Annotated in this window: 24 protein-coding genes and 1 riboswitch; of the genes, 8 read left to right on the top strand and 16 right to left on the bottom strand. The window is 74.2% G+C overall.

The annotated features are described in order from the left end of the window. The first annotated feature begins 51 nt into the window (after positions 1-51). Both ABD52_RS00495 and ABD52_RS00490 read left to right on the top strand, forming a co-directional pair. Positions 52-1,386, top strand: a complete 1,335-nt coding sequence (locus ABD52_RS00495) for an SWIM zinc finger family protein (protein WP_047890418.1) — start codon at positions 52-54, stop codon at positions 1,384-1,386. Continuing rightward, a complete protein-coding gene (locus ABD52_RS00490) occupies positions 1,383-3,932 on the top strand; it encodes a hypothetical protein (RefSeq protein ID WP_047890434.1) in 2,550 nt (849 codons plus the stop codon). The genes ABD52_RS00495 and ABD52_RS00490 overlap by 4 nt, the downstream gene beginning before the upstream one ends. Positions 3,933-4,008: 76 nt before the next feature. Here the strand turns inward: ABD52_RS00490 and ABD52_RS00485 are convergent, their stop codons facing one another. After that, positions 4,009-5,253: a hypothetical protein gene (locus ABD52_RS00485; protein WP_047890417.1), complete on the bottom strand. Its 1,245-nt coding sequence runs from the start codon at positions 5,251-5,253 to the stop codon at positions 4,009-4,011. Positions 5,254-5,434: 181 nt separating this feature from the next. Between ABD52_RS00485 and ABD52_RS00480 the strand changes: the two genes are divergently transcribed. The 6 genes from ABD52_RS00480 to ABD52_RS00460 all read left to right on the top strand — a co-directional run bounded on the left by ABD52_RS00480 (position 5,435) and on the right by ABD52_RS00460 (position 10,500). Beyond that, positions 5,435-6,910 (top strand): NAD(P)/FAD-dependent oxidoreductase, encoded by a 1,476-nt coding sequence (locus ABD52_RS00480; RefSeq protein WP_047890416.1) that lies wholly within the window; start codon positions 5,435-5,437, stop codon positions 6,908-6,910. 108 nt (positions 6,911-7,018) lie between these two features. Beyond that, complete coding sequence (locus ABD52_RS00475) at positions 7,019-7,669, top strand: hypothetical protein (protein ID WP_013286751.1); 651 nt, start codon at positions 7,019-7,021, stop codon at positions 7,667-7,669. A gap of 55 nt (positions 7,670-7,724) precedes the next feature. Further along, positions 7,725-7,835: riboswitch (SAM riboswitch) on the top strand. Positions 7,836-7,868: 33 nt separating this feature from the next. Next, positions 7,869-7,994: a hypothetical protein gene (locus ABD52_RS41345; protein WP_255352827.1), complete on the top strand. Its 126-nt coding sequence runs from the start codon at positions 7,869-7,871 to the stop codon at positions 7,992-7,994. A gap of 108 nt (positions 7,995-8,102) precedes the next feature. Continuing rightward, entirely contained in the window at positions 8,103-8,957 is an 855-nt protein-coding gene (locus ABD52_RS00470) for an ABC transporter substrate-binding protein (RefSeq protein ID WP_047890415.1), read from the top strand. A gap of 38 nt (positions 8,958-8,995) precedes the next feature. Then, on the top strand, positions 8,996-9,766 hold the full coding sequence (locus ABD52_RS00465; protein WP_047890414.1) for an amino acid ABC transporter permease: 771 nt from the start codon (positions 8,996-8,998) through the stop codon (positions 9,764-9,766). After that, positions 9,763-10,500, top strand: coding sequence for an amino acid ABC transporter ATP-binding protein (locus tag ABD52_RS00460; protein ID WP_013476488.1), 738 nt, complete (start codon positions 9,763-9,765; stop codon positions 10,498-10,500). The genes ABD52_RS00465 and ABD52_RS00460 overlap by 4 nt, the downstream gene beginning before the upstream one ends. Before the next feature lie 13 nt (positions 10,501-10,513). Here the strand turns inward: ABD52_RS00460 and ABD52_RS00455 are convergent, their stop codons facing one another. From ABD52_RS00455 to ABD52_RS00385, 15 genes are all read right to left on the bottom strand, one after another. Next, positions 10,514-11,434 (bottom strand): carbohydrate ABC transporter permease, encoded by a 921-nt coding sequence (locus tag ABD52_RS00455; RefSeq protein WP_013286756.1) that lies wholly within the window; start codon positions 11,432-11,434, stop codon positions 10,514-10,516. Then, positions 11,431-12,456 carry a sugar ABC transporter permease gene (locus ABD52_RS00450; protein WP_047890413.1) on the bottom strand — a complete coding sequence of 342 codons (1,026 nt, stop codon included), beginning with the start codon at positions 12,454-12,456 and terminating at the stop codon, positions 11,431-11,433. Before ABD52_RS00450 ends, ABD52_RS00455 begins: the two co-directional genes overlap by 4 nt. Next, positions 12,453-14,132, bottom strand: coding sequence for an extracellular solute-binding protein (locus ABD52_RS00445; protein ID WP_047890412.1), 1,680 nt, complete (start codon positions 14,130-14,132; stop codon positions 12,453-12,455). The genes ABD52_RS00450 and ABD52_RS00445 overlap by 4 nt, the downstream gene beginning before the upstream one ends. 107 nt (positions 14,133-14,239) lie before the next feature. Continuing rightward, the gene (locus ABD52_RS00440; protein WP_047890411.1) at positions 14,240-14,929 is read right to left on the bottom strand and encodes a dihydrofolate reductase family protein; all 690 of its coding nucleotides are present in this window, start codon (positions 14,927-14,929) and stop codon (positions 14,240-14,242) included. Continuing rightward, positions 14,926-15,555, bottom strand: coding sequence for a GTP cyclohydrolase II (gene ribA / locus ABD52_RS00435; RefSeq protein ID WP_047890410.1), 630 nt, complete (start codon positions 15,553-15,555; stop codon positions 14,926-14,928). Before ribA ends, ABD52_RS00440 begins: the two co-directional genes overlap by 4 nt. A 69-nt stretch (positions 15,556-15,624) precedes the next feature. Further along, entirely contained in the window at positions 15,625-16,566 is a 942-nt protein-coding gene (locus tag ABD52_RS00430; protein WP_174361799.1) for a lysylphosphatidylglycerol synthase transmembrane domain-containing protein, read from the bottom strand. A 102-nt stretch (positions 16,567-16,668) separates the two neighbouring features. Then, positions 16,669-17,478 (bottom strand): class I SAM-dependent methyltransferase, encoded by an 810-nt coding sequence (locus ABD52_RS00425; RefSeq protein WP_013476482.1) that lies wholly within the window; start codon positions 17,476-17,478, stop codon positions 16,669-16,671. Beyond that, positions 17,475-18,512 (bottom strand): glycosyltransferase family 4 protein, encoded by a 1,038-nt coding sequence (locus ABD52_RS00420; RefSeq protein ID WP_047890408.1) that lies wholly within the window; start codon positions 18,510-18,512, stop codon positions 17,475-17,477. Before ABD52_RS00420 ends, ABD52_RS00425 begins: the two co-directional genes overlap by 4 nt. A 4-nt stretch (positions 18,513-18,516) precedes the next feature. Then, positions 18,517-18,915, bottom strand: a complete 399-nt coding sequence (locus tag ABD52_RS00415) for a 6-carboxytetrahydropterin synthase (RefSeq protein WP_047890407.1) — start codon at positions 18,913-18,915, stop codon at positions 18,517-18,519. 2 nt (positions 18,916-18,917) lie between these two features. Then, positions 18,918-19,895, bottom strand: a complete 978-nt coding sequence (locus tag ABD52_RS00410; protein ID WP_047890406.1) for a zinc-binding alcohol dehydrogenase — start codon at positions 19,893-19,895, stop codon at positions 18,918-18,920. A gap of 91 nt (positions 19,896-19,986) precedes the next feature. Beyond that, positions 19,987-20,259: a hypothetical protein gene (locus tag ABD52_RS00405; RefSeq protein ID WP_013286766.1), complete on the bottom strand. Its 273-nt coding sequence runs from the start codon at positions 20,257-20,259 to the stop codon at positions 19,987-19,989. Between the two features lie 95 nt (positions 20,260-20,354). Next, positions 20,355-21,407, bottom strand: a complete 1,053-nt coding sequence (locus tag ABD52_RS00400; RefSeq protein WP_047890405.1) for an ABC transporter ATP-binding protein — start codon at positions 21,405-21,407, stop codon at positions 20,355-20,357. Continuing rightward, complete coding sequence (locus ABD52_RS00395) at positions 21,404-22,201, bottom strand: ABC transporter permease (protein ID WP_013476478.1); 798 nt, start codon at positions 22,199-22,201, stop codon at positions 21,404-21,406. The genes ABD52_RS00400 and ABD52_RS00395 overlap by 4 nt, the downstream gene beginning before the upstream one ends. After that, a complete protein-coding gene (gene modA / locus ABD52_RS00390) occupies positions 22,198-22,980 on the bottom strand; it encodes a molybdate ABC transporter substrate-binding protein (protein ID WP_013286769.1) in 783 nt (260 codons plus the stop codon). Before modA ends, ABD52_RS00395 begins: the two co-directional genes overlap by 4 nt. Beyond that, on the bottom strand, positions 22,977-23,384 hold the full coding sequence (locus ABD52_RS00385) for a molybdopterin-binding protein (protein WP_013286770.1): 408 nt from the start codon (positions 23,382-23,384) through the stop codon (positions 22,977-22,979). The genes modA and ABD52_RS00385 overlap by 4 nt, the downstream gene beginning before the upstream one ends. Positions 23,385-23,436 lie beyond the last annotated feature (52 nt).

Genomic DNA, 23,436 nt, shown 5'->3' with positions numbered 1-23,436 from the left:
GCTAGCAGGACCGTCGCGCTTTTGTCGGTCGGTCCCTCTACGGTCTGCGCCGTGAACGCCGTCCAGACGTACCGATATCTTCAGCCGTCCGCGCTGCGCGCCGCCGGTCTCGACCTGCAGACCTGCGGCGGCCCGGCGGCCAACCCGCGCTTCTTCGCCGGTTTCCTCACCGCTCCCGCCGCGGCGGCGGCCGGGCTGCTCGCCGTCGCCGAGGTGGCCCGCACCCGCTACCACCAGCCGGTCAACCCGGCCAGTCTGGACCCGGTGGTGACCGGCAGCCGCGGCCGCCTGCGGTTCGAGTCGTTCTCCGGCTGCTGCGGGGTGTACGCGCGGATGGACGTGCTGCCGGCCGGGCTGGACGGGGAGATCAGCGGCCACGGCACCACGAACGTGGACGTGAACCCGCCGCTGCGGGAGGCGCTGGCCCGGGTGGACGGCATCGAGCCGCTGCACGTGGCGGTCGGCCCGGACGACCTGACCGTCTCCACCATGGACGGCTCGGTGGTCGAGCGGAAGGTGCCGCTGCCCGGCCGCTGGCTGCGCGGCTTCGCCGAGGTGCACGTGCTCACCGCCGGCTTCGAGCCGCGCGCCGAGATCGCGGCGGCGGAGGCGGCGGCGTTCCTGCGCCGGCTGCCCGCCGCCGGTGACCGGAGTGTGCTGTGGGCGGTGCCCGCCGGGCGTACGCTGCGGCTGACCTCCCGCCCGGTGCCGGGCGCTGTCTGCCTGGCCGGCGCGGGCCGGCTCGCGGCGCTGCGCGGCGTGCTGCGGCACGCGCGCACCCTGCGGGTGTACGGCCCGGCGGTGCGCGCCGGTTCCCCCGCCGTGCCGAGCACGTGGGAGCTGGACACCGGGGCGTTGCGGCTGTCGCTGACGCTGTCCCCCGAGCCGTACCGGGGTTTCTCCGGTGAGGGCGCTGCCCTGGCGGCGCTCGCCGGTGACGACGTGGTCGACGACGCGGAGCTGGTGGGCGCGCTGCTCAACTGGGATCCGGCGATCGACGTGGCCGCGCTGGCCGACGCCGCCGCGCTGCCCGACGAGCGGGTGCGTGCCGCGCTCGCCCAGCTGGGCACCGCCGGGCGGGTCGGGTACGACGTGGCGGACGGGGCGTACTTCCACCGGGTGATGCCCTACGACGCGGGCCGCGCGGAGCGGGACAACCCGCGGCTGGTCGGCGCGCGTGCGCTCGTCGAGCGCGGCGCCGTCGAGCGCGACGGCGAGAACGCGACGGTACGCACCGACGCCGAGACCTACCGGGTACGCCGGCACCCGGACGGCGCGTACTCCTGTTCCTGCCGCTGGTGGGCGCGGCACCGCGGGCAGCGGGGGCCGTGCAGGCACGCGCTGGCCGTGTCGATGGTCGCGGCGCCGGTGGGGGCGCTGTCGTGACCGGCTTCGTCGAGGCGGTGGTGCGCGGCAGGATGTCGCAGGTCCGGTCGGCCCTGGCCGGGTTGGACGAGCCGGCCCGGCGGGCACTCGGCGACGAGCTGGTCGCCGACGTGCGCCGCAGGCGGGACGCCTGGTGGTGGCAGGGCGAGGCGGCGACGCTGGCGGTCGCAGCGGTGGGGACGCTGAGCACCCCGACGAAGGTGGCCGCGCTGCTCGGCCGCCGCTCGGTCTGGCTGAACGGCGTCGACGCGGCACCGGTGGTCGACGTCGCCCGGGAACGCGGGGTGACCTGGCTGGCCGACGTGGCGTACAAGCTGGCCGACCGGCTCCCCCGGGACCGGATGGTCGCGGGCTGGCGGTTCGTCGCTGGCCTCCTGACGGCCGAGAAGGCTCCGCCGCCGACCGGGGACGACTTCGTGCGAGGCTGGGCCGCCGCGCAGGGCTGGCCGGACCCACGCGGGACGCGACCGCCGACCGTGGACCGGCTGCGCGCGGACCCGTTCCTCGACGCGCTGTTGCCGCGCCTGTTCGAGGTGGACGGGGTGGGCACCGAGCTGGCCCGCGGCGACGGTACGGGCACGGAGGCGGTGCCCCGGGCGCTGGTGGCGCTGGCGGCGGAGGGCCGGCTCGACCGGGCGGTCCTGCTCAACGGCGTCCTGGGCCGGCTGCTGCGCGGCGACCGGCCGGGCGCGCTGCGCCCGTTCCTGGTCCTGCACGACCTGCTGGCGCCGACCCCGGACGAGGTGGCGGTGCGGTCGAGCGCCTATCTGCGGCTGCTCGCCGACGGGCCGGGGCCGGTGGCCCGCGCCGCCCAGCGGACGCTGCGGCAGGCCGGTGACGTCGCCGAGCCCGAGGCGCTGTGGGAGGCCGCCCGGACGGTGCTGGCCCGGCCGGAGAAGGCGCTGGTCCGGGCGCAGGTGTCCTGGCTCGACCGGCTGGCCCGGCAGCACCCGGACCGGGCCCCGGAGATCGGTGCGGTGCTCGCCGTGGCGGCCGGCCATCCGGACGCCGGCCTGCGTGAGCGCGCGCTGACGCTGGCGCAGCGCCACGGTCACCGGCCGGTGGCCGTCGCCTCAGTGGCCGAGGCCCGCGACGACCTGCCGCCGCCGCTGCCGGCAGCGGCCGCGCCGCCGCCGATCCAGGACGTGGACGAACTGGTGGAGGAGGTCGCGGCGTCGCTCGGCCGACGCTGGCCCGCGCTGACGGCGGAACGCGTCATGGACGGGCTGGTCCGGCTCGGCACCGCCGACCGCGAACGGCTCGCGGCGGCGCTCCTGCCTGTGGTGCGCCGCGAGCGGGTCGGCGCGTACGACCATCCCTGGTCGGTGTTCAACCGCTCGGTCCAGATGCACGGGCTCCTGCTGGCCGTCTGCGGCGAGGCCGAGGCGGCGACCCGCCGCGACCAGTGGAGCACGCTGCTGGCCGAGTCCCGCCCGCGCGCGCCGCTCCCGTTCCGGGGTGGTCCGCCGGTTCCGGCCACACGCCGGCCCGCGCCCGTCCAGCTCGCCTGCACCCGGCTGGCCGAGATCGGGCAGCGGCTGGACGGCCGCGACGATCCGGGCCTGCTGTCCGCGCCGACCTCGGTCACCGGGGCGATCGAGCCGGTGGCACTCTACGAACGGCTGGCGGCGCTGGGTGACCGTCCGGTGTGGCGCTGGGATCTCGCGCAGGCTCTGCTGCGCCTGCCGGCCGGCGTCGACGGGCCGCTGGCCGAACGCGCCGCGGCGCTGCGCACGCCGGCTGGTGACGAGCTGGCCCGCTGGCTGCGCGGCGACGCCGTGCCGGCCCCCGCGCAGCAGGTGGTGACGGTGGGCCGGCGGGCGCGGTCGGCCGGGTACGACTGGGGCTACGACCAGTTGCCCGAGGGCCGGACGCTCGTCGCGCTCACCCCGCCGGACGGCGTCGAGGACCGGCTCGGCCTGCTCACCCTGACGCCCACGCCGATCGGCCGGTGGACCGACGGCTGGGGTGACGTCTGGCCGGCCGTCCTGCCCGGCCACCGGGGCGTGGTCGCCGCGCACCTGCTGCCCGAGGTGGCCGGCGCGGCGCAGGAGGACACCCTCGGGCACGCCGCCGCCCTGCCGGTGCTGGCCGAGTGCACGGGCGCGGGCGGACCGGCCCTCGATCTGGCGCTGGCCTACGGGTTGTGCGCCCGCCACGAGGCGGACCGGGTGGCCACGCTCGACGCGGTGCTGATCCTGGCCGCCGCCGGTGACCTGGACGCGCCGGCGACCGGCGGGCACCTCGGCGCGCTGGCGGCCGGCGGGCAGGTGACGCTGACCCGGGCGGTCACGCCGCTGCGCGACGCGGTGGCGGCGGGCGCCCCGCTGAGCGTGTGGCGGCTTCTCGCCGCGGCGTTGCCGCCGCTGCTCGGCGCGCCGACGCCGCCCCGGGGCACGCCGGACCTGCTGGCGCTGGCGGCGGACACGGCGACCGCGACGGGCGTGCGGATCGAGGTACCGGGGCTGGCCGACGTGGTGGCCCGGGGCGGCGGCAGCCGGCTCGTCGCCGAGGCCCGCCGGCTCACCGCCGCCCTGGCCGCCTGAGCCGGCACGTCGTCGCACGGGCTGGCGTCGTCGGGTGTCAACCGCCGGGCAGCGCCCACGGCCAAAGCCACGGCGGTCAGATGATCAGGTGGGTCCAGTACGTGAGCCAGACCGCGAACAACGCGCCCTGGAGCAGCGCCAGCGCGGCGGTGAGCCAGCTGTCGAGGCCGGGCCGCCGCGACCAGCGGGCCAGCACGAACGCGACCGGGAAGGCGGCGAGCAGATAGCGCAGCAGGCTCTTGTACACCGGCGGCCCCATCGACAGCGGCACCAGCACCATGACGAGCGTGTAGACCAGGTACGGCCAGTCGGCGCGGCGGCGCAGCCCGACGACCGCCACCGCCAGCGTCGCCACCGCGATCCAGACCCGCAGCGCGTCGGCCGAGTTGCCGCCGGTCAACGCGGACGCGGCCGTCGCGATCGGGTTCTGCAGCCGGATCCCCCAGCCGGTCTCCTGGGCGTGCTGGTAGGCGAACCAGTCGCCGCTCTGCCAGCGGCAGAAGGCCATGAACGTCAGCCAGCCCGCCGGGACCAGCAGCAGCGGCCAGCCCTGTCGCAGCAGCCGCGGCCACGCCCGGGGTCCGGCCCGCCAGCCGTGTTCACGCAGCAGCACCAGCGCCAGCGGCACCACCACGAGGAAGCCGACCGAGCGGCTCATCGCCAGGAAGTAGCCGACGACGCCGACGAGCAGCCAGCGGCTCCGCTCGGCGTACCAGAAGGCGGCCAGCGCGAGGCAGACGAACAGCGACTCGGTCAGCGCCGCCTGGAACAGGAACGCCGTCGGCAGGAGCAGCAGGTACCGGACCGCTCGCCGGCCGTCGGCCGCTCCCGCGCCGCCGAGCAGCCGGCCCCCCAGCCGGTACGCGTAGTAGAGCTGGAACACCAGCGCCACGTTGCTCACGAGCAGCAGCGCCCATGCGGTGTGCCCGCCGAGCAGCGGCGCGAGCGGCCGGGCCAGGAACGGGTACAGCAGCGGGAAGCCGAAGTCGGGCCAGGGCCGGTCCAGCGGCAGCCGGGCCAGGTGCTCGTAGAGGAACGAGTCCCAGGCGAACCAGAGCGAGAACCAACGGTGGGACGAGATCGCGTCCTGCTGGGCCCGCATCGCGGTCTCGTCGGCCGGCGGCGCGCCCGGCACTCCGCCCCAGGCGGTGAGCACCAGCACGCCGATCAGGCTGAGCACGAGCTTCGAACCGACGAAGACGGCGAGCACGAATCCCCACGGCTCGGGCAGCCGGCGGGCGACCGAGACTCCCCGCGACCACCACCGGGTACGCCCGGCGCACGCCCCGCCGCCGGGGTCGACCCGCCGTTCGTCCGCCATCGCGCTCCCACCGTCCGGCCCTCGGGCCGACTCGCCCGGCCGCAAAACCCGGTGCGCGTTCCCCGTCCGGACCGGTCCACACCCGGCGCAGCCGTCGCGGATCGGCGCTGATCGGCAGGTGAGGAAGCCGTCAGGGTGGGTATGCGCGCTGCCGCATCGGCAGGCGGGGGGCGCGTACGGCATGGGCGACGGCGACGGGACCGTGATCATCGGGGCGGGGCCGGCCGGGCTGACCGCCGCGTACGAGCTGCTGCGGCACGGCGAGCCGGTCCGGGTCTACGAGGCCGACGACGTGGTGGGCGGGATCAGCCGGACGGTGGAGCGCGACGGCTGGCGCTTCGACATCGGCGGGCACCGCTTCTTCACCAAGGTGTCCCGGGTCGAGGACTTCTGGCACGAGATCCTCCCCGACGAGGACTTCCTGCTCCGGCCACGGATGAGCCGGATCTACTACCGGGGCGCGCTGTTCGACTACCCGCTCAGCGCCGGCAACGCGCTGCGCAACCTCGGCCTGCTGGAGGCGGCGCGCTGTCTGGGCTCGTACGGCCGGGCCCGGCTGCGCCCGCCGAAGGACCAGTCGCACTTCGAGGGGTGGGTGTCGGCGCGGTTCGGCTGGCGGCTCTACTCGATCTTCTTCAAGACGTACACGGAGAAGGTCTGGGGGATGCCGGCGGACCGGTTGCAGGCCGACTGGGCCGCCCAGCGGATCAAGAACCTGTCGCTGGCCACGGCGATGCGCAACGCGCTGCTGCCCCGGCGCAACCGCACCGACGTGACCAGCCTGATCGAGGAGTTCCAGTACCCGAAGCACGGCCCCGGGATGATGTGGGAGCGCTGCGCCGAGGAGGTCGCCAAGCGCGGCGGCACCGTTCGTACCGGCGTCTGGGTGACCGAGGTGCAGCGGGATCCGGCCGCGCGGCGGGCCACCGCCGTGACGGTGGCCGACGCGGGCGGGGCGCGCACCGAGCCGGCTGCGCACGTGATCTCCTCGATGCCGATCTCCGCGCTGGTGCGGGCGATGCGCCCGGAGGCGCCGCCCGAGGTGCGGGCCGCCGCCGACGACCTGCGGTACCGGGACTTCCTGACCGTGGCGCTGGTGGTGCCGGAGGAGTTCTCGTTCCCGGACAACTGGATCTACGTGCACGACCCGGCGGCCCGGGTGGGCCGGATCCAGAACTTCGGCTCCTGGTCGCCGTACCTGGTGAAGGACGGGCGGACCTGCCTGGGGCTGGAGTACTTCGTGTTCGAGGGCGACGAGATGTGGCGGACGCCGGACGCCGAGCTGATCGCGTTCGCCACCGCCGAGCTGGAACGGCTGGGCCTGGTCAAGCCCGGGTGCGTGGAGGCGGGCTACGTGGTCCGGATGCCGAAGGCGTACCCGGTCTACGACGAGCGGTACCAGCGCAACGTCGACGTGATCCGGGACTGGCTCGCAGCGAACGTGCCGAACGTGCACCCGGTCGGCCGCAACGGCATGCACCGGTACAACAACGCCGACCACTCCATGCTGACGGCGATGCTGACCGCGGAGAACATCGCGCACGGCGCGGAGCACGACGTCTGGACCGTCAACGTCGAGCAGGACTACCACGAGCAGCGCAGCCCGTCGCGGCACGGCACCGGCCGGGACGCGCCGGTCGTCCCGGCCCGGCGGTGAGGCCCCGGGCGTGAGGTGGTCGTGACGGGCGGCGTTGTGCCGGTCACCTAGCGTGGACCGGGAGCGGCACCCTTCCGGCGTCGCCACCTCCGGGCCCTGCGAGGACTGATGACCTTCAGCATCGGCATCTTCGACCTCTTCACCTACCTCACCCCCGGGTCGCTCTACCTCACGCTGTCCGCCTACCTCGCGGTCCGGCAGGACTGGGTGCGGCTGGACGACCTGAGCCGGCAGCCCACGCCGCTGCTCCTGCTCCTGGCCCTGCTGCTCGCCTACGTGCTGGGCAACGCCACGTACGGCCTCGGTCGTGTCGTCGACCGGGCACTGCCGTTCTGGAACTGGGGCCGATTCGACGCCCGCCGGGTGTTCGCGGAGCAGGCCCTCGGCGCGGCCGGCTCGCGGATGCTCACCGCGCCCTGGGGGGTGCTGCTCGCAGCGGCCGAGTTGCACAACCGGGAGGTGGCCGCCGAGGCGACACGGATGCGGGCGATCGGGCTGATGATGCGGAACGCCACGGTGCCGCTGCTTCTCGGCGCGGTCCTGGCCGTTGTCGAAGCCGGTCGCGGGTTCGGCGGGACCGCGGCGGTCCTCGCCGGGCCGGCTCTGCTCGCCGTCGCGGGTGGCGCCGCCTGGCGGAGCGTCGTGCTGCGGTTCTGGGCCGAGTTGAAGACGTTGGAGATCTGCTTCGTCATCCCGGACATCGAGGACCGGCTCCGCGGTCCGGCCGGAACGGAACCGGCTGAAGGCCCCGGCGCGTGAGGGTGGTCATAACCGCTGGACGACCGCCGCGGCAGTGCTGCTAGCCTTCTGGGCAGGTCATGAGCGCCAGCGCGAAGCCCCGGCTCGCTGGCCGGCAACCCTCCTCCGCGGTGGGGTGCCCCGGGTGAAGACCAGGCACCGGCAGCCGCCGGTGCAAGCGTGGCCTGGCACCCAGGTCAGCAACAGACCAGGGAGACCGATGTCCGCACCACCCTCCACCCCATCCGGCGACGTCGCCGCGTACCCGGCCCGCTTCGCGCTGGTCAAGCGCCGCCATGTCCACCTGATGCGGGTGTGCAGCGACGCCTGTCGCCTCGCGCGCTGAGCGAACGCCACCCTCCTTTCCCCGATCCACCCTTCTCCGGCCCGGTGTCCGTCCGGCGGGCCGGCGCCGACGCGCACCCCGCGCGTCCATCCACTCTGGAGAGACATCGTGCGTTTCCGTACCGTCCTGACCCGTGCCGTCGCCGTCGGCGCGGCCGCCCTGCTCGCCGTCACCGCGCTCACCGCCTGCGGCAACGACGACACCACCGCGGCCGACAACCCGTACGGCCTGCTCCAGCCCGGCGTGATCCGCGCCGGCACGCTCACCGACGCCCCGCCGAACGTCTTCCTGAAGGACGGCAAGTTCACCGGCTTCGACAACGAGCTGCTGCGCGCCGTGGCCGCCAAGATCGACCTGAAGGTGGAGTTCGTCGGCACCGACTTCTCCGGCCTGCTCGCCCAGGTCAACAGCGGCAAGTTCGACGTGGGCAGCTCCTCGATCACGGTCACCGAGGCGCGGAAGAAGACAGTGGACTTCGGCAACGGCTACGACTTCGGCTACTTCGGCCTGGACGTGCCGGCCGGCTCACCGATCACCGGCTTCGACCAGCTCGCCGGCAAGCGCGTGGTGGTGGTCCAGGGCACCGTGCAGGACGACTACGCCACCAAGCAGAACCTCGATCCGGTGCGGGTGCCCGACTACAACAGCGCGATCAACCAGCTCAAGGCCGGTACCGCCGACGCCTGGATCGCCCCGGCCGAGATCGGCGACAAGTCCGCCGCCGACAGCAACGGCAAGATCAAGGTCGCGGCGAAGCAGCTCAGCCCCACCCCTACCGCGTACGCGGTGGCGAAGGGCGACGACAAGCTGCGCGAGGCGCTGAACAAGGGCCTCGACGAGGTCATCGCCGACGGCACGTGGAGCCGCCTGCAGGCCGAGTACTACCCGGGGCGGCCGGTCCCGGCCGACTTCAAGCCGGGCAGCGGGTCGGTGGCGGTGCCGTCGCCGTCGGCCGCCTCCTGAACCGGTAACCGAGCACGAGCGGGGCGGACGGAGCGGACATGGATCCACTGAGCACGCTGTGGGAGACGTTCTTCGACTGGGACTCGATGCGCGAGGCGCTGCCCGAGATGCTCACCGTCGGGCTGCCCAACACGCTCACCCTGGCGGTCTCCGCCGCCCTGCTCGGCTCGGTGCTGGGCATGCTGCTGGCCGTCGCCGGCATCTCGCGTACCCGATGGTTGCGGTGGCCGGCGCGGGTCTACACCGACGTGTTCCGCGGCCTGCCGGCCGCGGCGACCATCCTGCTCATCGGCGTGGGCCTGGCGCCGCTCGGCATGCAGGTGTGGGGCCCGAACCCCTATCCGCTCGGCGTGCTGGCGCTGTCCCTGATCGCCGCCGCCTACCTCGGTGAGATCTTCCGGGCGGGCATCCTGAGCGTCGAGGCCGCCCAGTTGGAGGGCGCGCGGGCGCTCGGCTTCTCGTGGGGTGAGGCGATGCGCCTGGTGATCATCCCGCAGGGAGTACGCCGGGTGCTGCCCGCCTGGGTCAACCAGCTCATCGCGCTGATCAAGGACTCCAGCCTGGTCTACTTCCTCGGCCTGCTGGCCAGCCAGCGGGAGCTGTTCCGGATCGGGCAGGACTACGCGGCGAACACCGGCAACCAGTCCGCGCTGCTGCTGGCCGAGTTGTTCTACCTGGTGCTGACCGTGCCGCTGACCCACGCGGTCAACTGGCTGGACCGGCGCCTGCGGCAGGGCCGCCCCGCCGCGCCGCCCGAGCCCGACACCGAGCCGGCCGACCTCACCCCGTCCGGGAAGGACCCGCGATGACCACCACGACCTCGGTCAGCCTGGCCGTCCGCGACGTGCACCTGGCCTTCGGCGCGCACCGGGTGCTGCGCGGCGCGGACCTCGACGTGGCCCGAGGCCGCGCGGCCTGCGTCATCGGCCCGTCCGGCTCCGGCAAGTCGACGCTGCTGCGCACCATCAACCGGCTGATCGAGCCGGACCGCGGTGACGTGCTGCTGGACGGGCGCAGCGTGCTGCGCGACGACCCGGACGCGCTGCGTCAGCGCATCGGCATGGTGTTCCAGCAGTTCAACCTGTTCCCGCACCTGAGCGTGCTGCGCAACATCACGCTGGCGCTGCGCAAGCTCAAGAAGCTGAGCGAGGACGAGGCGGTGGCGCTGGCCCGCGCCCAGCTCGACCTGGTCGGCCTGGCCGGCAAGGCGGACGCGCGGCCCGCGCAGCTCTCCGGCGGCCAGCAGCAGCGCGTCGCCATCGCACGGGCGCTCGCGCTGCGCCCGCAGGTGATGCTGTTCGACGAGGCGACCAGCGCGCTGGACCCGGAGCTGGTCAAGGGCGTACTGGCGGTGATGGCGGACCTGGCCGCCGCCGGGATGACGATGGTCGTGGTCACCCACGAGATGGGGTTCGCGCGCAGCGTCGCCGACACGGTGGCGTTCATGGACGCGGGCGTGGTGCTGGAGGCCGGGCCACCGGAGGCGGTGTTCGAGGCGCCGGAGCACCCGCGGCTGCGGCGCTTCCTGTCCCAGGTGCTCTGACGGACCTGCGGCCTCAGCCCTTCACCGCGCCGATCAGCACGCCCTTGACGAAGTGCCGCTGGATGAACGGGTAGACAGCGACGATCGGGGCGACCGTCAGCACCACCACCGCCATCTTGATCGCCTCGGTCGGCGGCATGGTCACCCCGCTGCTCGCGCCGGAGGTGTGCGGGGCCTGCCCGGCCAGCAGGTAGCTCTGGAGCACCCGCTGGATCGGGTACATGTCGTTACGGTCGATGAACAGCAGAGCGTCGAACCAGACGTTCCAGTAGCTGACCGCGTAGAACAGGCCGACCACGGCGATCACCGCGCGGGACAGCGGCAGCACGATGCGCGCGAGCGTACGGAAGTCGCTCGCGCCGTCGATGCGGGCGCTGTCCAGCAGCTCCGACGGGATGCCCTGGAAGAACCCGCGCACCACGACCAGGTTGAACACGCTGATCGCCGGCGGCAGGACCAGCGCCCAGATGGTGTCCTTCAGGCCCAGCCCGGTGACCACCAGGTAGCGCGGCACCAGCGGCGGATAGACCAGGAACGGGATCAGGAAGTACGCCAGCAGCCAGCGGTGGCCCAGCGAGCCCGGCCGGGACAGCCCGTACGCGGCGAGCACGGTGACCGTCAGCGCGATGGCGGTGCCGATCACGGTGACGAGCGTGCTGATCCACAGCGCCCGGGTGACCGCGCCACCGGCGAAGATCGTCTCGTACGCGGACGTGTCGATCCCCCGGGGCACGACCACCAGGCCGCCGGCCCGGGCGATGGTCTCCCGGGAGGAGAGGCTGGTCACCAGGATCACCCAGAGCGGGAACAGCACGCCCGCCACCAGCAGTGTGAGCGCGACGGCCTTGAGCCCCTGGCCGACCGGGGTGGGCGGTTCCTGCCACACCGGCCGGCGGGATCGGGTGCCGGACGCCCGGCGGATGAGCGTGGTCATGACTTCGAGTAGATCCCTCGTTCGCCGAGCATGTGCGCCACGCGGTTCGCGGCCAGGATCAGCACCAGCCCGATGACGGCCTTGAACAGTCCGGCCGCCGCGCCGTAGCCGTAGTTCCCGGTGGCGATGGAGAAGTGGTAGACGAAGGTGTCGAGCACCTCGGCGGCCTGCCGGCCGACGGCGTCGCGTTGCAGCAGGAACTGCTCGAAGCCGACCGAGAGCGCGTCGCCCAGGCGCAGGATGAGCAGCAGCACGATCACCGGGCGCAGACCGGGCAGCGTGATGTGCCACAGCCGCCGCCACCGGCCGGCGCCGTCCGCGGCGGCGGCCTCGTAGAGGTTCTGGTCGATGGTGGACAGCGCGGCGAGGAAGACGATGGTGCCCCAGCCGACGTCCTTCCACACCGCCTCGACGGTGACCAGGACGATGAACGTGTCCGGGTTGGTCATCACGTTCCACGGTTGCAGCCCGGCCTCGCGCATGCTCTGGGCGAGCAGCCCGGCACCGCCGAGCATCGCGACGAAGAACGTCACCACCAGCACCCAGCTGAAGAAGTGCGGCAGGTAGACGATCGTCTGGATCAGGCCGCGCAGCCGGCTGGACATCAGGTTGTGCAGCGCGATGGCCAGCAGGATCGGCAGCGGGAAGAAGAAGACGAGCTGGAACGCGGTGATCGCCAGCGTGTTGCGGAACGCGTCCCAGAACGCCGGGTCGTCGAACAGCAGCTGGAACTGCCCGAAGCCGATCCAGTCGCTGTGCAGGAACGCCTGCCACGGGTTGTCGCCCAGGTAGGGGTTGTAGTCCTGGAACGCGATCACGTTGCCGGCGATCGGCAGGTAACTGAAGATCAGCAGGACGAGGAAGCCGGGCGCCACCATGGCGAGCAGTTGCCAGTCCCGGCGCAGCCGGGTGCGCAGCGGCACCCGGCGGCGGGACTGGCGACGTCGGGGCGGGCGGCCCGGTGGGGCCGGCGCGTCCGGCCGGGCCCGTTCGGGCCCGGCCAGGACGGCCGGCTCGTTCACCGGCCCTCCTTGGGCAGCGAGTCGGCGAGCAGTTTGCGGGCCTCCTGGCCGCCGTTCGCCTTCCACTCCGCGACGATGGCGTCCACGTCGCTCAGCGGTCGGCGGCCGCGCAGCACGTCGGTGAACTTGTCCTCGGTGGGCACCTGGTTGGCCTTGTAGGCCGCGGGCATCTCCAGCTTCACCCCGGCCCAGGGGTTGGGCTCCATGTGCTTGACCATCTCGTTGGAGTACGCGAGCACGTCCGGCACGAAGCGCGGGGTGTCCGGGAACGGCCCGATGGTGGGGTTGCGGCCGCTGATGAAGAAGTACTGGTTGGCGATCTCCTTGAACGCCAGGTCGGTCTTGACGGGACCGTTCGGCGACGGGGTGTGGTGTTTGCCCGCGACGCCGAAGTCCCGCAGCTGGGCCTCCTGGCTGCCCAGCGGCGCGGAGCACCAGTTGATGATCCGCAGCAGTTCCTGGACCCGGTCCTTGCCGAGGCCCTTCTTGACGAAGGTGTAGGAGATCGGCTCGTCGTCGCCCCAGACCAGCGGGTCGCCGCCGGTGGCGGAGAAGATCGGCACCGGCTGGATGTTCAGCCTGGGGTTGGTCTTCTGGTGCTCGGCCTGGGCGCCCTGCCAGAATCCGACGCCGTCCTGGTGGAACACGATCGCGCCGTTCTTGGCGAACAGCTGCTTGGCGTCCGCGCCCTTGCTGGCCACGATGTCCGGGTGGACCAGGCCGTCCGCGTAGATCTTGGCCATGACCTCCAGTGCGCGGCGGAACTCCGGGGTCTCGTACTTGAACTCGGGGGTGCCGTCGGGCTTGACCCGCCACCCGCCCTTGTGGCCCGGCACCTTGTGGAACATCTGGATCATGGCGAAGACGTCGTTGAACGCCCACACCTTGCGCGCCGGGTCGGTGACCTGCTTGGCCACGGCGAGCAGGTCGTCGAGGTTCGCCGGCACGGCCAGGCCGCGCGCGTCGAGCAGGTCCTTGCGGGTGAACAGCGCCCAGGGGAACGGCCCGTCCGTGGGGTTCGGCACGGACATGATCCGCTCGTTCCACACCGCGCGCCGCCAGGCCCCGGTGGGGAAGCTCGCCAGCATCGGGTACGCGCCGGCGGCGTCGCCCTTGAGGTGGTCGGTCAGGTCCTCGAAGAGCACCTTGATCGCCTCGGCGAAGCGCGGGATCTTCTCCACCTCCCACCCCGGCACGCACAGCAGGTCCGGTACGTCCCGCGCGCCGAGCATCGCGTTGAGCTTGTCGGCGTACGTGGCGCCGTCCTGGATGGTGAAGTTGACGGGCACGCCCAGCTCGGCGTTCACGGCCTGGAGGTAGGCGCTCTGCGCGACTCCGGGCGGCGCCGGCCCCCAGGCGGGGGTCATCGCGGTGACCTGCTTCCCGCTGGTGCCGGGCTTGTCGGTGATGGCGTCGACGAGGTTCGCCGGATAGCGGGTGTAGCCGTCGGGCACCGGACGGGTGCCCACGATGTCGGGCTTGACGGCGCCGGGCAGGTCCTTGCGGGTGGGCAGCAGGCCGGAGACGGCGTCGAGGTCCTGGGCGGTGCCGGAGCCGGCCGGCTTCTCCGAGCAGCCGGCGAGCAGTGGGCCGGTGGCGGTGGCGGCCACGCCGAGGCCGACCAGGCCGAGGAAGCGGCGGCGGGAGGAGCCCGGGTCGGGGTGGTGCGCGGTCATCGGTCCCCCTTCGGGAAGGGAAGCGCAGTGGATTAGTTCGTATGGATGGTCAACAAACTAATCACGTCGATGAGCTTGCACAAGGGCGGACCGGATCGACACGGCGGTCAGGCCGGGCAGCGGTCGGACAACGCGTAGCGGGTGAGGACCACGTCGCCGATCTGGCGCACCTCGACCACCCGGGCCCGGCGCCCCGGGTGCCACGGGAAGCGGCCGTCCCCGACGAAGCGCGGCGCCCGCCGGTCCCCCACGAAGAACGGCGCCACCACCAGGTGCAACTCGTCGGCCAGGCCGGCGGTCAGGAACTGGCGGTGCACCGAGCCGCCGCCCTCCACCATCAGGCGCGCCACCCCGCGCCCGGCCAGGTCGGCCACCACCGCCTCCGGAGTGGCCGGATCACCGGCGTCGACCACCGTGGACACCGCGCCCACCTGCTCGCGGGCCTTGTCCACCACGCCGCTCGGGCAGTACACCAGCTTGAGCCCGTCACCGGCGGTGAAGAACCGGGCCCGCGGATCGAGGTCGCCGCTGCCGGTGACAGTCACCTTCACCGGCGACGGCGGCAACCCGCGCGCCACCCGCTCGGCGCGCCGGTGCTCGCTGCGCACCAGTAGGCGAGGGTCGTCGCGGCGGACGGTGGCCGCGCCCACCATGATCGCGTCGCACCCGGCCCGGGTCGCGTCGACCCGGTCCAGGTCGTCGTCGTTCGACAGCAGCAGCCGCTCGGTCGTCGCGTCGTCGATGTAGCCGTCGATCGACATCGCGCAGCTGAGCAGCACGTACGGGCGGGTCGTCACGGCACGAACGGCAGGTCGAGGGCATGGTCGGCGCGGGTCACCTTGGCCGCCAGATAGCCCGCGTTCGCCGGTGACAGGTGCACGCCGGTGGACACCCGGCCGGCCACCGTCACGCCCAGCCGTTCGAGCTGCGCCGCCTTGTCCGGGTTGTTGCTGAGCAGGGCCACCCGGTCCACGCCCAGCGCGGCGAGCATCTGCGCGGCCACCGTGTAGTCGCGCTCGTCCGCACCGCGCCCGAGCGCCAGGTTCGCCTCGTACGTGTCGAGGCCGCCGTCCTGGAGGGCGTACGCGTCGAGCTTGGCGTACAGGCCGATGCCGCGCCCCTCCTGCCGCAGGTAGAGCAGGTAGCCACCGGCCTCGGCGATCCGCTCGACCGCCTCGCGCAACTGCGGGCCGCAGTCGCAGCGCTGGCTGCCGAACACGTCCCCGGTGAGGCACTCGCTGTGCGGGCGGACCAGCGGCGGGTCGGCTTCGGCGTGCTCACCGAGCCCGAACGCCAGGTGCTCGCGGCCGTCGACGAGACCGTGGAAGGTGTGCACGCGGGCCGTGGTCACGTAGCCGTCGGGGAACCGGAGCGGAACCGTCACGCGGGTCCGGACCGTCGCGGCGGGCAGCGTTTCGTCCATGGTTCTCCTGTCCTCCGGTCGCCGGGCGGACCCGGCGACGCACACCTCGCTCCCCCACCGTAGGCGGGATCACCGACAGTTGCCGGGCTCGCGCCGAGGCATCCGCCGTGCCAGCAGCACCGCGGCGCCGGGAAGGCTGGCCACGAGGACCAGCGCGCCGTACACCGTGCCGGTCGCCACACCCTGCGCGGCGGTCAGCCCGGCCGAGGCGAACGCCCACGCGGCCACTCCCTCGCGCGGCCCGAAACCACCGACGTTCAACGGCACCGCCATGGCCAGCAGGGCCAGCAGCGTCAGCGGCAGCAGGTGCGACAGCGGTGCCTCCGCGCCGGCCGTGCGGGCCGCCACCACGAACGTGGCCAGGTGACCGGCGAACACCACGGTCGAGGCGACCACCACGCCGGCCCAGGTCCGGCGGCCCAGCACCCCGGAGCGGACGTCGGCGACAGCCGTCCGGGCGGCCCGGGCGAGCCGGGACGCCCCGGAGCGGGGCACCGCGCGGGCGGCGAGCACCAGCGCCAGCGCGACCACGGCGAGCACGGCCGCGAGGGCCGGCAGGTACCGGCGCACCGGCGACGGGAACGCGGCGAGCAGCGCCACCGCGATGACCACCTGCACCACCTGCCCGGCGGTGCGCTCCCACACCACCGCCCGGACGCCGCGGGCCACGTCCCCGGCGTCGCGGCCGTGCCGTACCGCCCGGTGCACGTCGCCGAGCACGCCGCCGGGGAGCGTGGAGTTGAGGAAGACCGCCCGGTAGCAGTGCGCCACCGCGGCGCGCATCGGCAGCCGTACGCCCAGCCCACCGGCTACCAGCGACCAGCGCCAGGCGCAGCAGACGGTGGTGATCACGCCGATGCCGAGCGCGGCGGCCAGCGCCGGCGCGTCGATCAGCCGCAGCCCGGCCAGGAACGGGCCGGTACCCACCGAGGCGACGAGCGCGGCGAGCACCGCCAGCCCGAGCAGCGGGCGTACCCAGGCTCCGTTCAGCCGGGCCCGGCGTGGCCGGATCGGTACGGATGCGACGGCCGGTACGGGTCCGGCGGAGGCGACGTGTGACAAACGGTCCTCCCTTGTTCCCACCGGTTGTCACGTGCCAGCAGCCGGTACGGTTCAGCCGGCGAGCAGGTCGGCGTGGTGCAGCACCACCTCGAGCCGGCCGGCGGCGGCCTCGGTGAGCCGCCACTTCTGATACGTCGCGGCGGGCCCGGACAGATGCGGTCGTTCCTCGACCGCCGCGTCGACCCAGCCGGTGAGCCACTCCGCGGCCAGTTCCGCCTGCTCCGGGCCGAGCCGCCACGGGGTCGGCCGCACGAGCGTCTCGACGCCGTGACGGCGGAACGCGGCCACCGTGACGTCCACCGCGTCCGGTCCGAGCAGGACCCGGCCGTCGACGGTACGACGCTGGTGGGCGTTGAACGCGGCGGTCAGCTCGGCGTCCAGCGGGTCCGGCGGGGTGAACTCGGCCCGTCCGGTCACGGTGAGCGCGAACAGCGTCGGGTGGCCGGCGCAGGCCGCCGCCATCCGCTCGACCTCCTCGGCGGTGAGCATGTCCAGCAGCGCGGACGCGGTGATCAGGTGGGCGTCGGCCAGGTCGGCGGCGGTCAGCCGGGTGACGTCGGAGCCGCGCGTGGTCACCGAGACCTCGGTGCCGTCGGCGGCGGTGAGCCGTCCGGCCCGGGCCAGCGCCAGCAGGTCCGCGTCGCGTTCGTGCAGCACCCAGCGCTGCGGGCCGGGCAGCCGGGGCGCGAGCCAGCGGGCCATCGAGCCGGTGCCGCTGCCCAGGTCGTGCACGACGATCGGCCGGCCGGCGGGCAGCCGGTCGCGGACCGCGTCGGCCAGCTCGGCGCTGCGGGCCGCCGCGTCGGCGGGCTCGCGCAGTCGCAGCCAGTCCGCGAAGCCGGGCGGGAGTGAGGTGGTCATGCCGCGGTCGCCTCCTTGAGTGCCGTCGCCAGCCGGTCCACGGTGACCGGCCAGCCGGTGAGGGTGTGCCGCCGCTGCCGGGCGGCGCGGCGCAGCCGGTCCCGCAGGCCCGGGTCGGTGAGCCAGCGGCGCAGCGCCGCGGCGGTCGCGCCCGGGTCGCCCGGCGGCACCAGCAGGCCGGGCCGGTCGCCGCCGGGGGCGTGCCCGAGCGTGTCCGGCAGGCCGCCCGTGTCGCTCGCCAGCACCGGTACGCCCCGGGCCAGCGCCTCGGTGACCACCATCCCGTACGTCTCCCGCCGGGAGGGCTGAACCAGCAGATCGGCTGCCGCGTACGTGGCGGCCAGGTCGGGTCCGGTGCGCGGACCGGTGAGCCGGACCCGGCCGGCGAGACCGGTAGCGGTGAGCCGTCCGCGCAGCCGGTCGGCGAACGCGCGGTCCCGGTCCGTCGGACCGACCCAGTCGCAGGTCCAGTCCAGGTCGGCCACCTCGGTGAGCGCGGCGGCGAGCACGTCGTGGCCCTTCAGCGGGGTTACCGCCGCGACGCAGAGCAGCCGTCCCCCGCCGGGCGTGCCGTCGGCGACGGGCGCCGGGTCGACGCCGGGTGGCGCGACGGTCACCCGTTCGGGGCGCAGCCGGTAGCGGTCGAGCAGCCGGTCGCGGGTCCACGCGCTGGTGGCGACCACTGCGGTGGCCGCCGCCAGTGACCGCGCCTCCGTCTCGCCCTCGATCGGCAGGTGCACCAGGATCACCAGGCGCAGCCGCGCGGCGTGCGGGGCGAGCACGTCCGGCACGGTCGAGGCCACCAGGCCGTCGAGCAGCACCGGCACGCCGTCGGGCAGCCCGCCGAGCAGTCCGGCCAGGTCGGCGCGTTCCCGTGGCCCCGGGTGTGGCCAGCCGCCGGGGACCATGTGTTCGCGTACCGTCCAGCCACGCGCGGCCAGGCCCCGGCAGGCGTGCCGGTCGTAGGCGTTGCCGCCGCTGGGGTCCGCCGGGTCGTCGATGTCGCCCGGCAGCACCACGTGGACGACTGTCATCCGGTCAGAGCGACCGCTCGTAGCTCGCCCACGCGATGTGCGACTCGTGCAGGGTGACGGTGATCCCGGCGAGCCCGCGCGCGCCCTCCCCCAGCCGGCCGGCGTGCACCGCGTCGGCGAGCCGGTCGGCGATCGTCCGCGCCAGCACCTCGGTGGTGGTGTTCACCCCGGCGAAGGCGGGCTCGTCGTCGAGGTTGCGGTAGTTCAGCTCGGCGAGCACGGCCTTGAGCTGCTCGGTGGCCAGCCCGATGTCGACAACGATCCCGTCGTCGTCCAGATCGGCGCGGCGGAACGTGGCGTCGACGACGAACGTCGCCCCGTGCAGCCGCTGCGCCGGGCCGAAGACCTCGCCGCGGAAGCTGTGGGCGACCATCATGTGGTCCCGGACGGTCACGCTGAACACGATCACTCCTCGCCGTAGGTGATGAGATGACACAGCGCCGGCAGCTCACCCGAGGCGAGCCGGTCCAGCACGTCGGGCAGGTCGTCGAAGCGGGACCGGCCGGTGAGCAGCGCGTCGAACGCCGGGTCGGCCAGCAGGTCGAGGGCGAGCGCGAGCCGGTCGGCGTAGCTGCGGTCGGCCCGCCGGGGCGAGACGGTGCCGACCTGGCTGCTGCGGATGCCCAGCCGTCGGGAGTGGAACGCGCCGCCCAGCGCCAGCGTGACCGGCCGGTCGCCATACCAGCTCAGCTCCAGCACGGTGCCCTCGGGGCGCAGCAGCTCCAGGCCGCGTTGCAGCCCGTCGGCGGTGGCGCTGGCGTGCACCACCAGGTCGCGCTCGCCGGTGGCGTCGGCGGGCGTGGCGAAGCCGGCGCCGAGCGCGGCGGCCACCGCGGCGCGGGCCGGGTCGGCGTCGACGAGTTCGACGCGTACGCCGGGGAAGCGGGCCAGCAGCGCGGTCACCGCGCAGCCGACCATGCCGCCGCCGATCACGGTGACCCGGTCGCCGACCAGCGGGGCGGCGTCCCAGAGCGCGTTCACAGCGGTCTCCACGGTGCCGGCCAGCACCGCACGCTCGGCCGGTACGCCGTCCGGCACGACGGTCACGGCGTCGGCCGGTACCACGTACGCGCTCTGGTGCGGGTAGAGGCAGAAGACGGTACGGCCGAGCAGCCGCTCGTCGCCCGCCTCGACGGTGCCGACGCTGAGGTAGCCGTATTTCACCGGGGCCGGGAAGTCGCCCTCCTGGAACGGCGCGCGCATGGCGTCGTGCTGGTCGGCCGGGACGCGGCCGGTGAACACCAGCGTCTCGGTGCCGCGGCTGACGCCGGAGAAGCGGGTCCGGACCAGCACCTCACCGGGGCCGGGAACGGCGAGCCGGACCGGCCGGATCTCGCCCTCGCCGGGGGCGCGGAGCCAGAACGCGTGGGCGTCGACCGTCACGAACTCTCCTCTTCCCCGCATTCCGACCGAGTTGTCGATCATAGACACGGAAGCGGGGCGTCCGCGGTTCGAACCGCCCGCGACCCGATGCTCAGGCGGCGCGCCGGCGCTGCTCCGTACGCCAGGTCTCCGGATCGGCCCGGTCGGCGTGCCGGTCCCCGGCCAGTTCCATCGCGCGGTGGGCAGCGGTCAGCGCGTCACACGGCGCGACCTGACCGTCACACAGCAGGCTCTCGCACCGGCCGGCCTCGTCGGGCCGGTGGGCGACTGCAACGTCGTACGCGGCCCGCCAGAGCAACGGGTCGGTGACTCCCCGTGGCAGGTCGGCGTCCAGACTGGACCTGTTGCGGATCGTGTCGGGCACCGTGTCCCCCTTTGCGTCGTCGCTACCGTCCCAGTGACCGGTTGAGCGCAGATCAAACCTCTCACCTGCGGACACGTCGCGACCAGCGGTGTTGGTCACGCCGGATAGGCGCGCGTCTCGGCTGCCTTGACCGCCGCCCAGACCGCGCGGCCGGGGATCAGTCCGAGATGGGCCGCGGCGGCGGGCGTGACGTCGGCGGCGACCTCGACCGGCCCGGCCAGTTGCACGCGCAGGTTGTCGCCGTGGCGTTGGACGCCGGTGACGGTGGCGGCCCACACGTTGCGCGGGCTGCCCTCCGGCCGGGACGGGTGCAGCGCGACGGCGGCCGGCGGGTACGCGACGAACGCCTCACCGTGGACGGTGTCGGCGGTGGTGAGCGTCAGCTCACCGACGGTCACGGTGTGTCCGTCGGCGCGGCCGCGGTGCAGGTTGAGGCCGACCAGCCGGGCCACGTAGTCGGTGCGCGGCCGGGCCGTGACGGTTGCGGCGTCGCCCTCCTGCACCACCCGGCCGTGCTCCACGATGACCAGTCGGTCGGCGAGCACCAGGGCGTCGAGGGGGTCGTGGGTGACGAGCAGCGTCGCGCCGGGGTGCGCGCCGAGGTGGCGCTGGAGTTCGGCGCGGGTGTCCAGCCGGGTCCGGGCGTCGAGCGCGGCGAGCGGCTCGTCGAGCAGCAGCAGCGCCGGGTCGACGGCGAGCGCGCGGGCCAGCGCGACCCGCTGCGCCTGCCCGCCGGAGAGCTGCCGGGGCCGGCGCCGGGCCTGGTCACCGAGGCCGACCCGGTCCAGCCACTCCTGGGCACGGGCGCGGGCGGCGCGCTTGTCCGCGCCCCGGCGGCGCGGCCCGAACGCCACGTTGTCCAGCGCGCTGAGGTGCGGGAACAGCAGGTAGTCCTGGAACACCACGCCGACCGGCCGCCGCTCCGGCGGCGTCCACACCCGGCGGTCCGGCCGGTCCAGGTCGGCGCCGCCGAGCGTGAGGTGCCCGGCGGTGAGGGGGTGCAGCCCGGCGAGCACCCGCAGCGCTGTGGTCTTGCCGGCGCCGTTGGGGCCGAGCAGCGCCACCACCTCACCGGCGGCGATGCGCAGCCGCACATCGAGGGTGAACCCGTCCCGCTCGGCGACCAGATGCGCGTCCAGCACACTCATGTCGTCCCGACCCATTTGTCGCGCAGGGCGGCGAGGATGACCACGGAGACGGTGAGCAGGATCAGGCTCAGCACGATCGCGGCCTGCAGGTCGGTCTCCAGCGCCAGGTAGACCGCCAGCGGCATGGTCTGGGTGCGGCCGGGATAGTTGCCGGCGAACGTGATGGTGGCCCCGAACTCACCGAGCGCGCGAGCCCAGCACAGCACCGCCCCGGCCGCCACGCCCGGGGCGACGAGCGGCAGCGTGACCCGGGTGAAGGTGGTGAACCGTCCGGCGCCGAGCGTGGCGGCGGCCTCCTCGTACCGGGGGTCGGCGCCGCGAAGCGCCCCCTCGACGGCGATGACCAGGAACGGCATGGCCACGAACGCCTCGGCCAGCACCACCCCGGCGGTGGTGAACGGCAGCGTCACGCCGAACGTCTCGTCGAGCCACGACCCGACCAGCCCGCGCCGGCCGAAGACCAGCAGCAGCGCCACGCCGCCGACCACCGGCGGCAGCACCAGCGGCACCGTGACCAGCGCCCGGACCAGCCGCCGGCCGGGGAACTCCACCCGCGCCAAGAGCCAGGCCAGGGGTACGCCGAGCGCCACGCAGAGCAGCGTGGCGACGGTGGCGGTCTCCAGCGACAGCCGCAGCGCGGTGAGCACACCCGGCTCGGCCAGCCGCTGGGGCAGCGTGGTCCAGGGCGTCCGGAGCAGCAGGCCGGCGAGCGGCAGGACGAGGAAGGTCAGGCCGAGCCCGGCGGGCACGAGCAGGGCGATCGGCACCCGCTGCCGGCGTACGGTGCGGCTCATGCGCCGGGCGGCGCCTGGAACCCGGCGGCGGTGAGCACGGCGAGCCCGGCGTCGGAGCGGACGAAGTCGACGAAGGCGCGGGCGCCGGCCGGGTTCCCGGCGGCGCGCAGCACCACGATCGGGTAGTCGTTCACCGCGCGCGCCGACTCGGGGAACTCGACCGCGTCGAGCCCGGGTGCGGCGCGGACGTCGGTGCGGTAGACCAGTGCCGCGTCGACCTCGCCGAGACGCAGCTTGGCCAGCGCGCCCTTGACGTCCTGTTCGAGCGTGGCGGGGGTGAGCCGCACGCCCGCGGCGTCCAGGGCGGTACGCGCGGCGGCGCCGCAGGGCACCTGCTCGGCGCAGAGCGCCACCTTGACGCCGGGGCGGGCGAGGTCGGCCAGGCCGCCGACCCGGGCCGGGTTACCACGGGGTACGGCGACGACGAGCTGATTGCGGACCAGCACAGCAGGTTCGCCGTCGGCGTCACCGGCGTCGGTGACCGTCTTCATGGTGGCCGGGGAGGCGGCGGCGAACACGTCGGCGGGTGCGCCCTGGGTGATCTGGGTGGCGAGGCCCGAGCTGCCGCCGAAGTTGAACGTGACGCTGCTGCCCGGGTGGGCGGCCTCGTACTCCTTGCCGAGCGTGGTGAACGACTCGGTGAGCGAGGCGGCGGCGAACACGGTCACCGGGCCGGCACCGTCGGGACCGGCCGGTTCGTCCGCGCCGCCGCAGGCGGTCAGGCCCAGCGCCCCCACCAGCGCGGCGGCGAGCGCGGCGCGGATCCACCGTACGGTCACGGGCTCGTCCTTCCCCTGGGGGTGGTGGCGGGGGCGCGCTCGACCACGACGGTGGTCGACTTGATCACCGCGACGGCGACGGAGCCGACCTGGAGGTCGAGGTCGTCCACGGCCTCGCGGCTCATCAGCGACACCACACGGAACGGCCCGGCCTGGATGTCCACCTGGGCCATCACGGTGTCCTTGACGACGGCGGTGACGATGCCGCGCAGCCGGTTGCGGGCTGAGGACAGCTCGGGGTGGCCGGGGGCGCGGACGAACGCTGCCACGTCGGCGCCGTCGAGCACCCGGTGGCCGTGCTCGTCGCGGGTGGCCGGCAGCTTGCCGGCGTCGATCCAGCGGCGGACCGTGTCCGCGCTGACCCCGAGCAGTTCGGCTGCCTCGCCGATCCGGAACACCGTCACGCGCTCACCCTAGCGGCCCGCAGGTGCGAGCCGGAAGGGGCGTGGTGGCTCG

This window comes from Micromonospora sp. RV43, from assembly GCF_001029515.1.
In the GTDB taxonomy this organism is placed as follows: Bacteria; Actinomycetota; Actinomycetes; order Mycobacteriales; family Micromonosporaceae; genus Micromonospora; species Micromonospora aurantiaca.
Note: the sequence above shows the minus strand (reverse complement) of the source record. Positions and strands in the feature narration are given on the sequence as shown.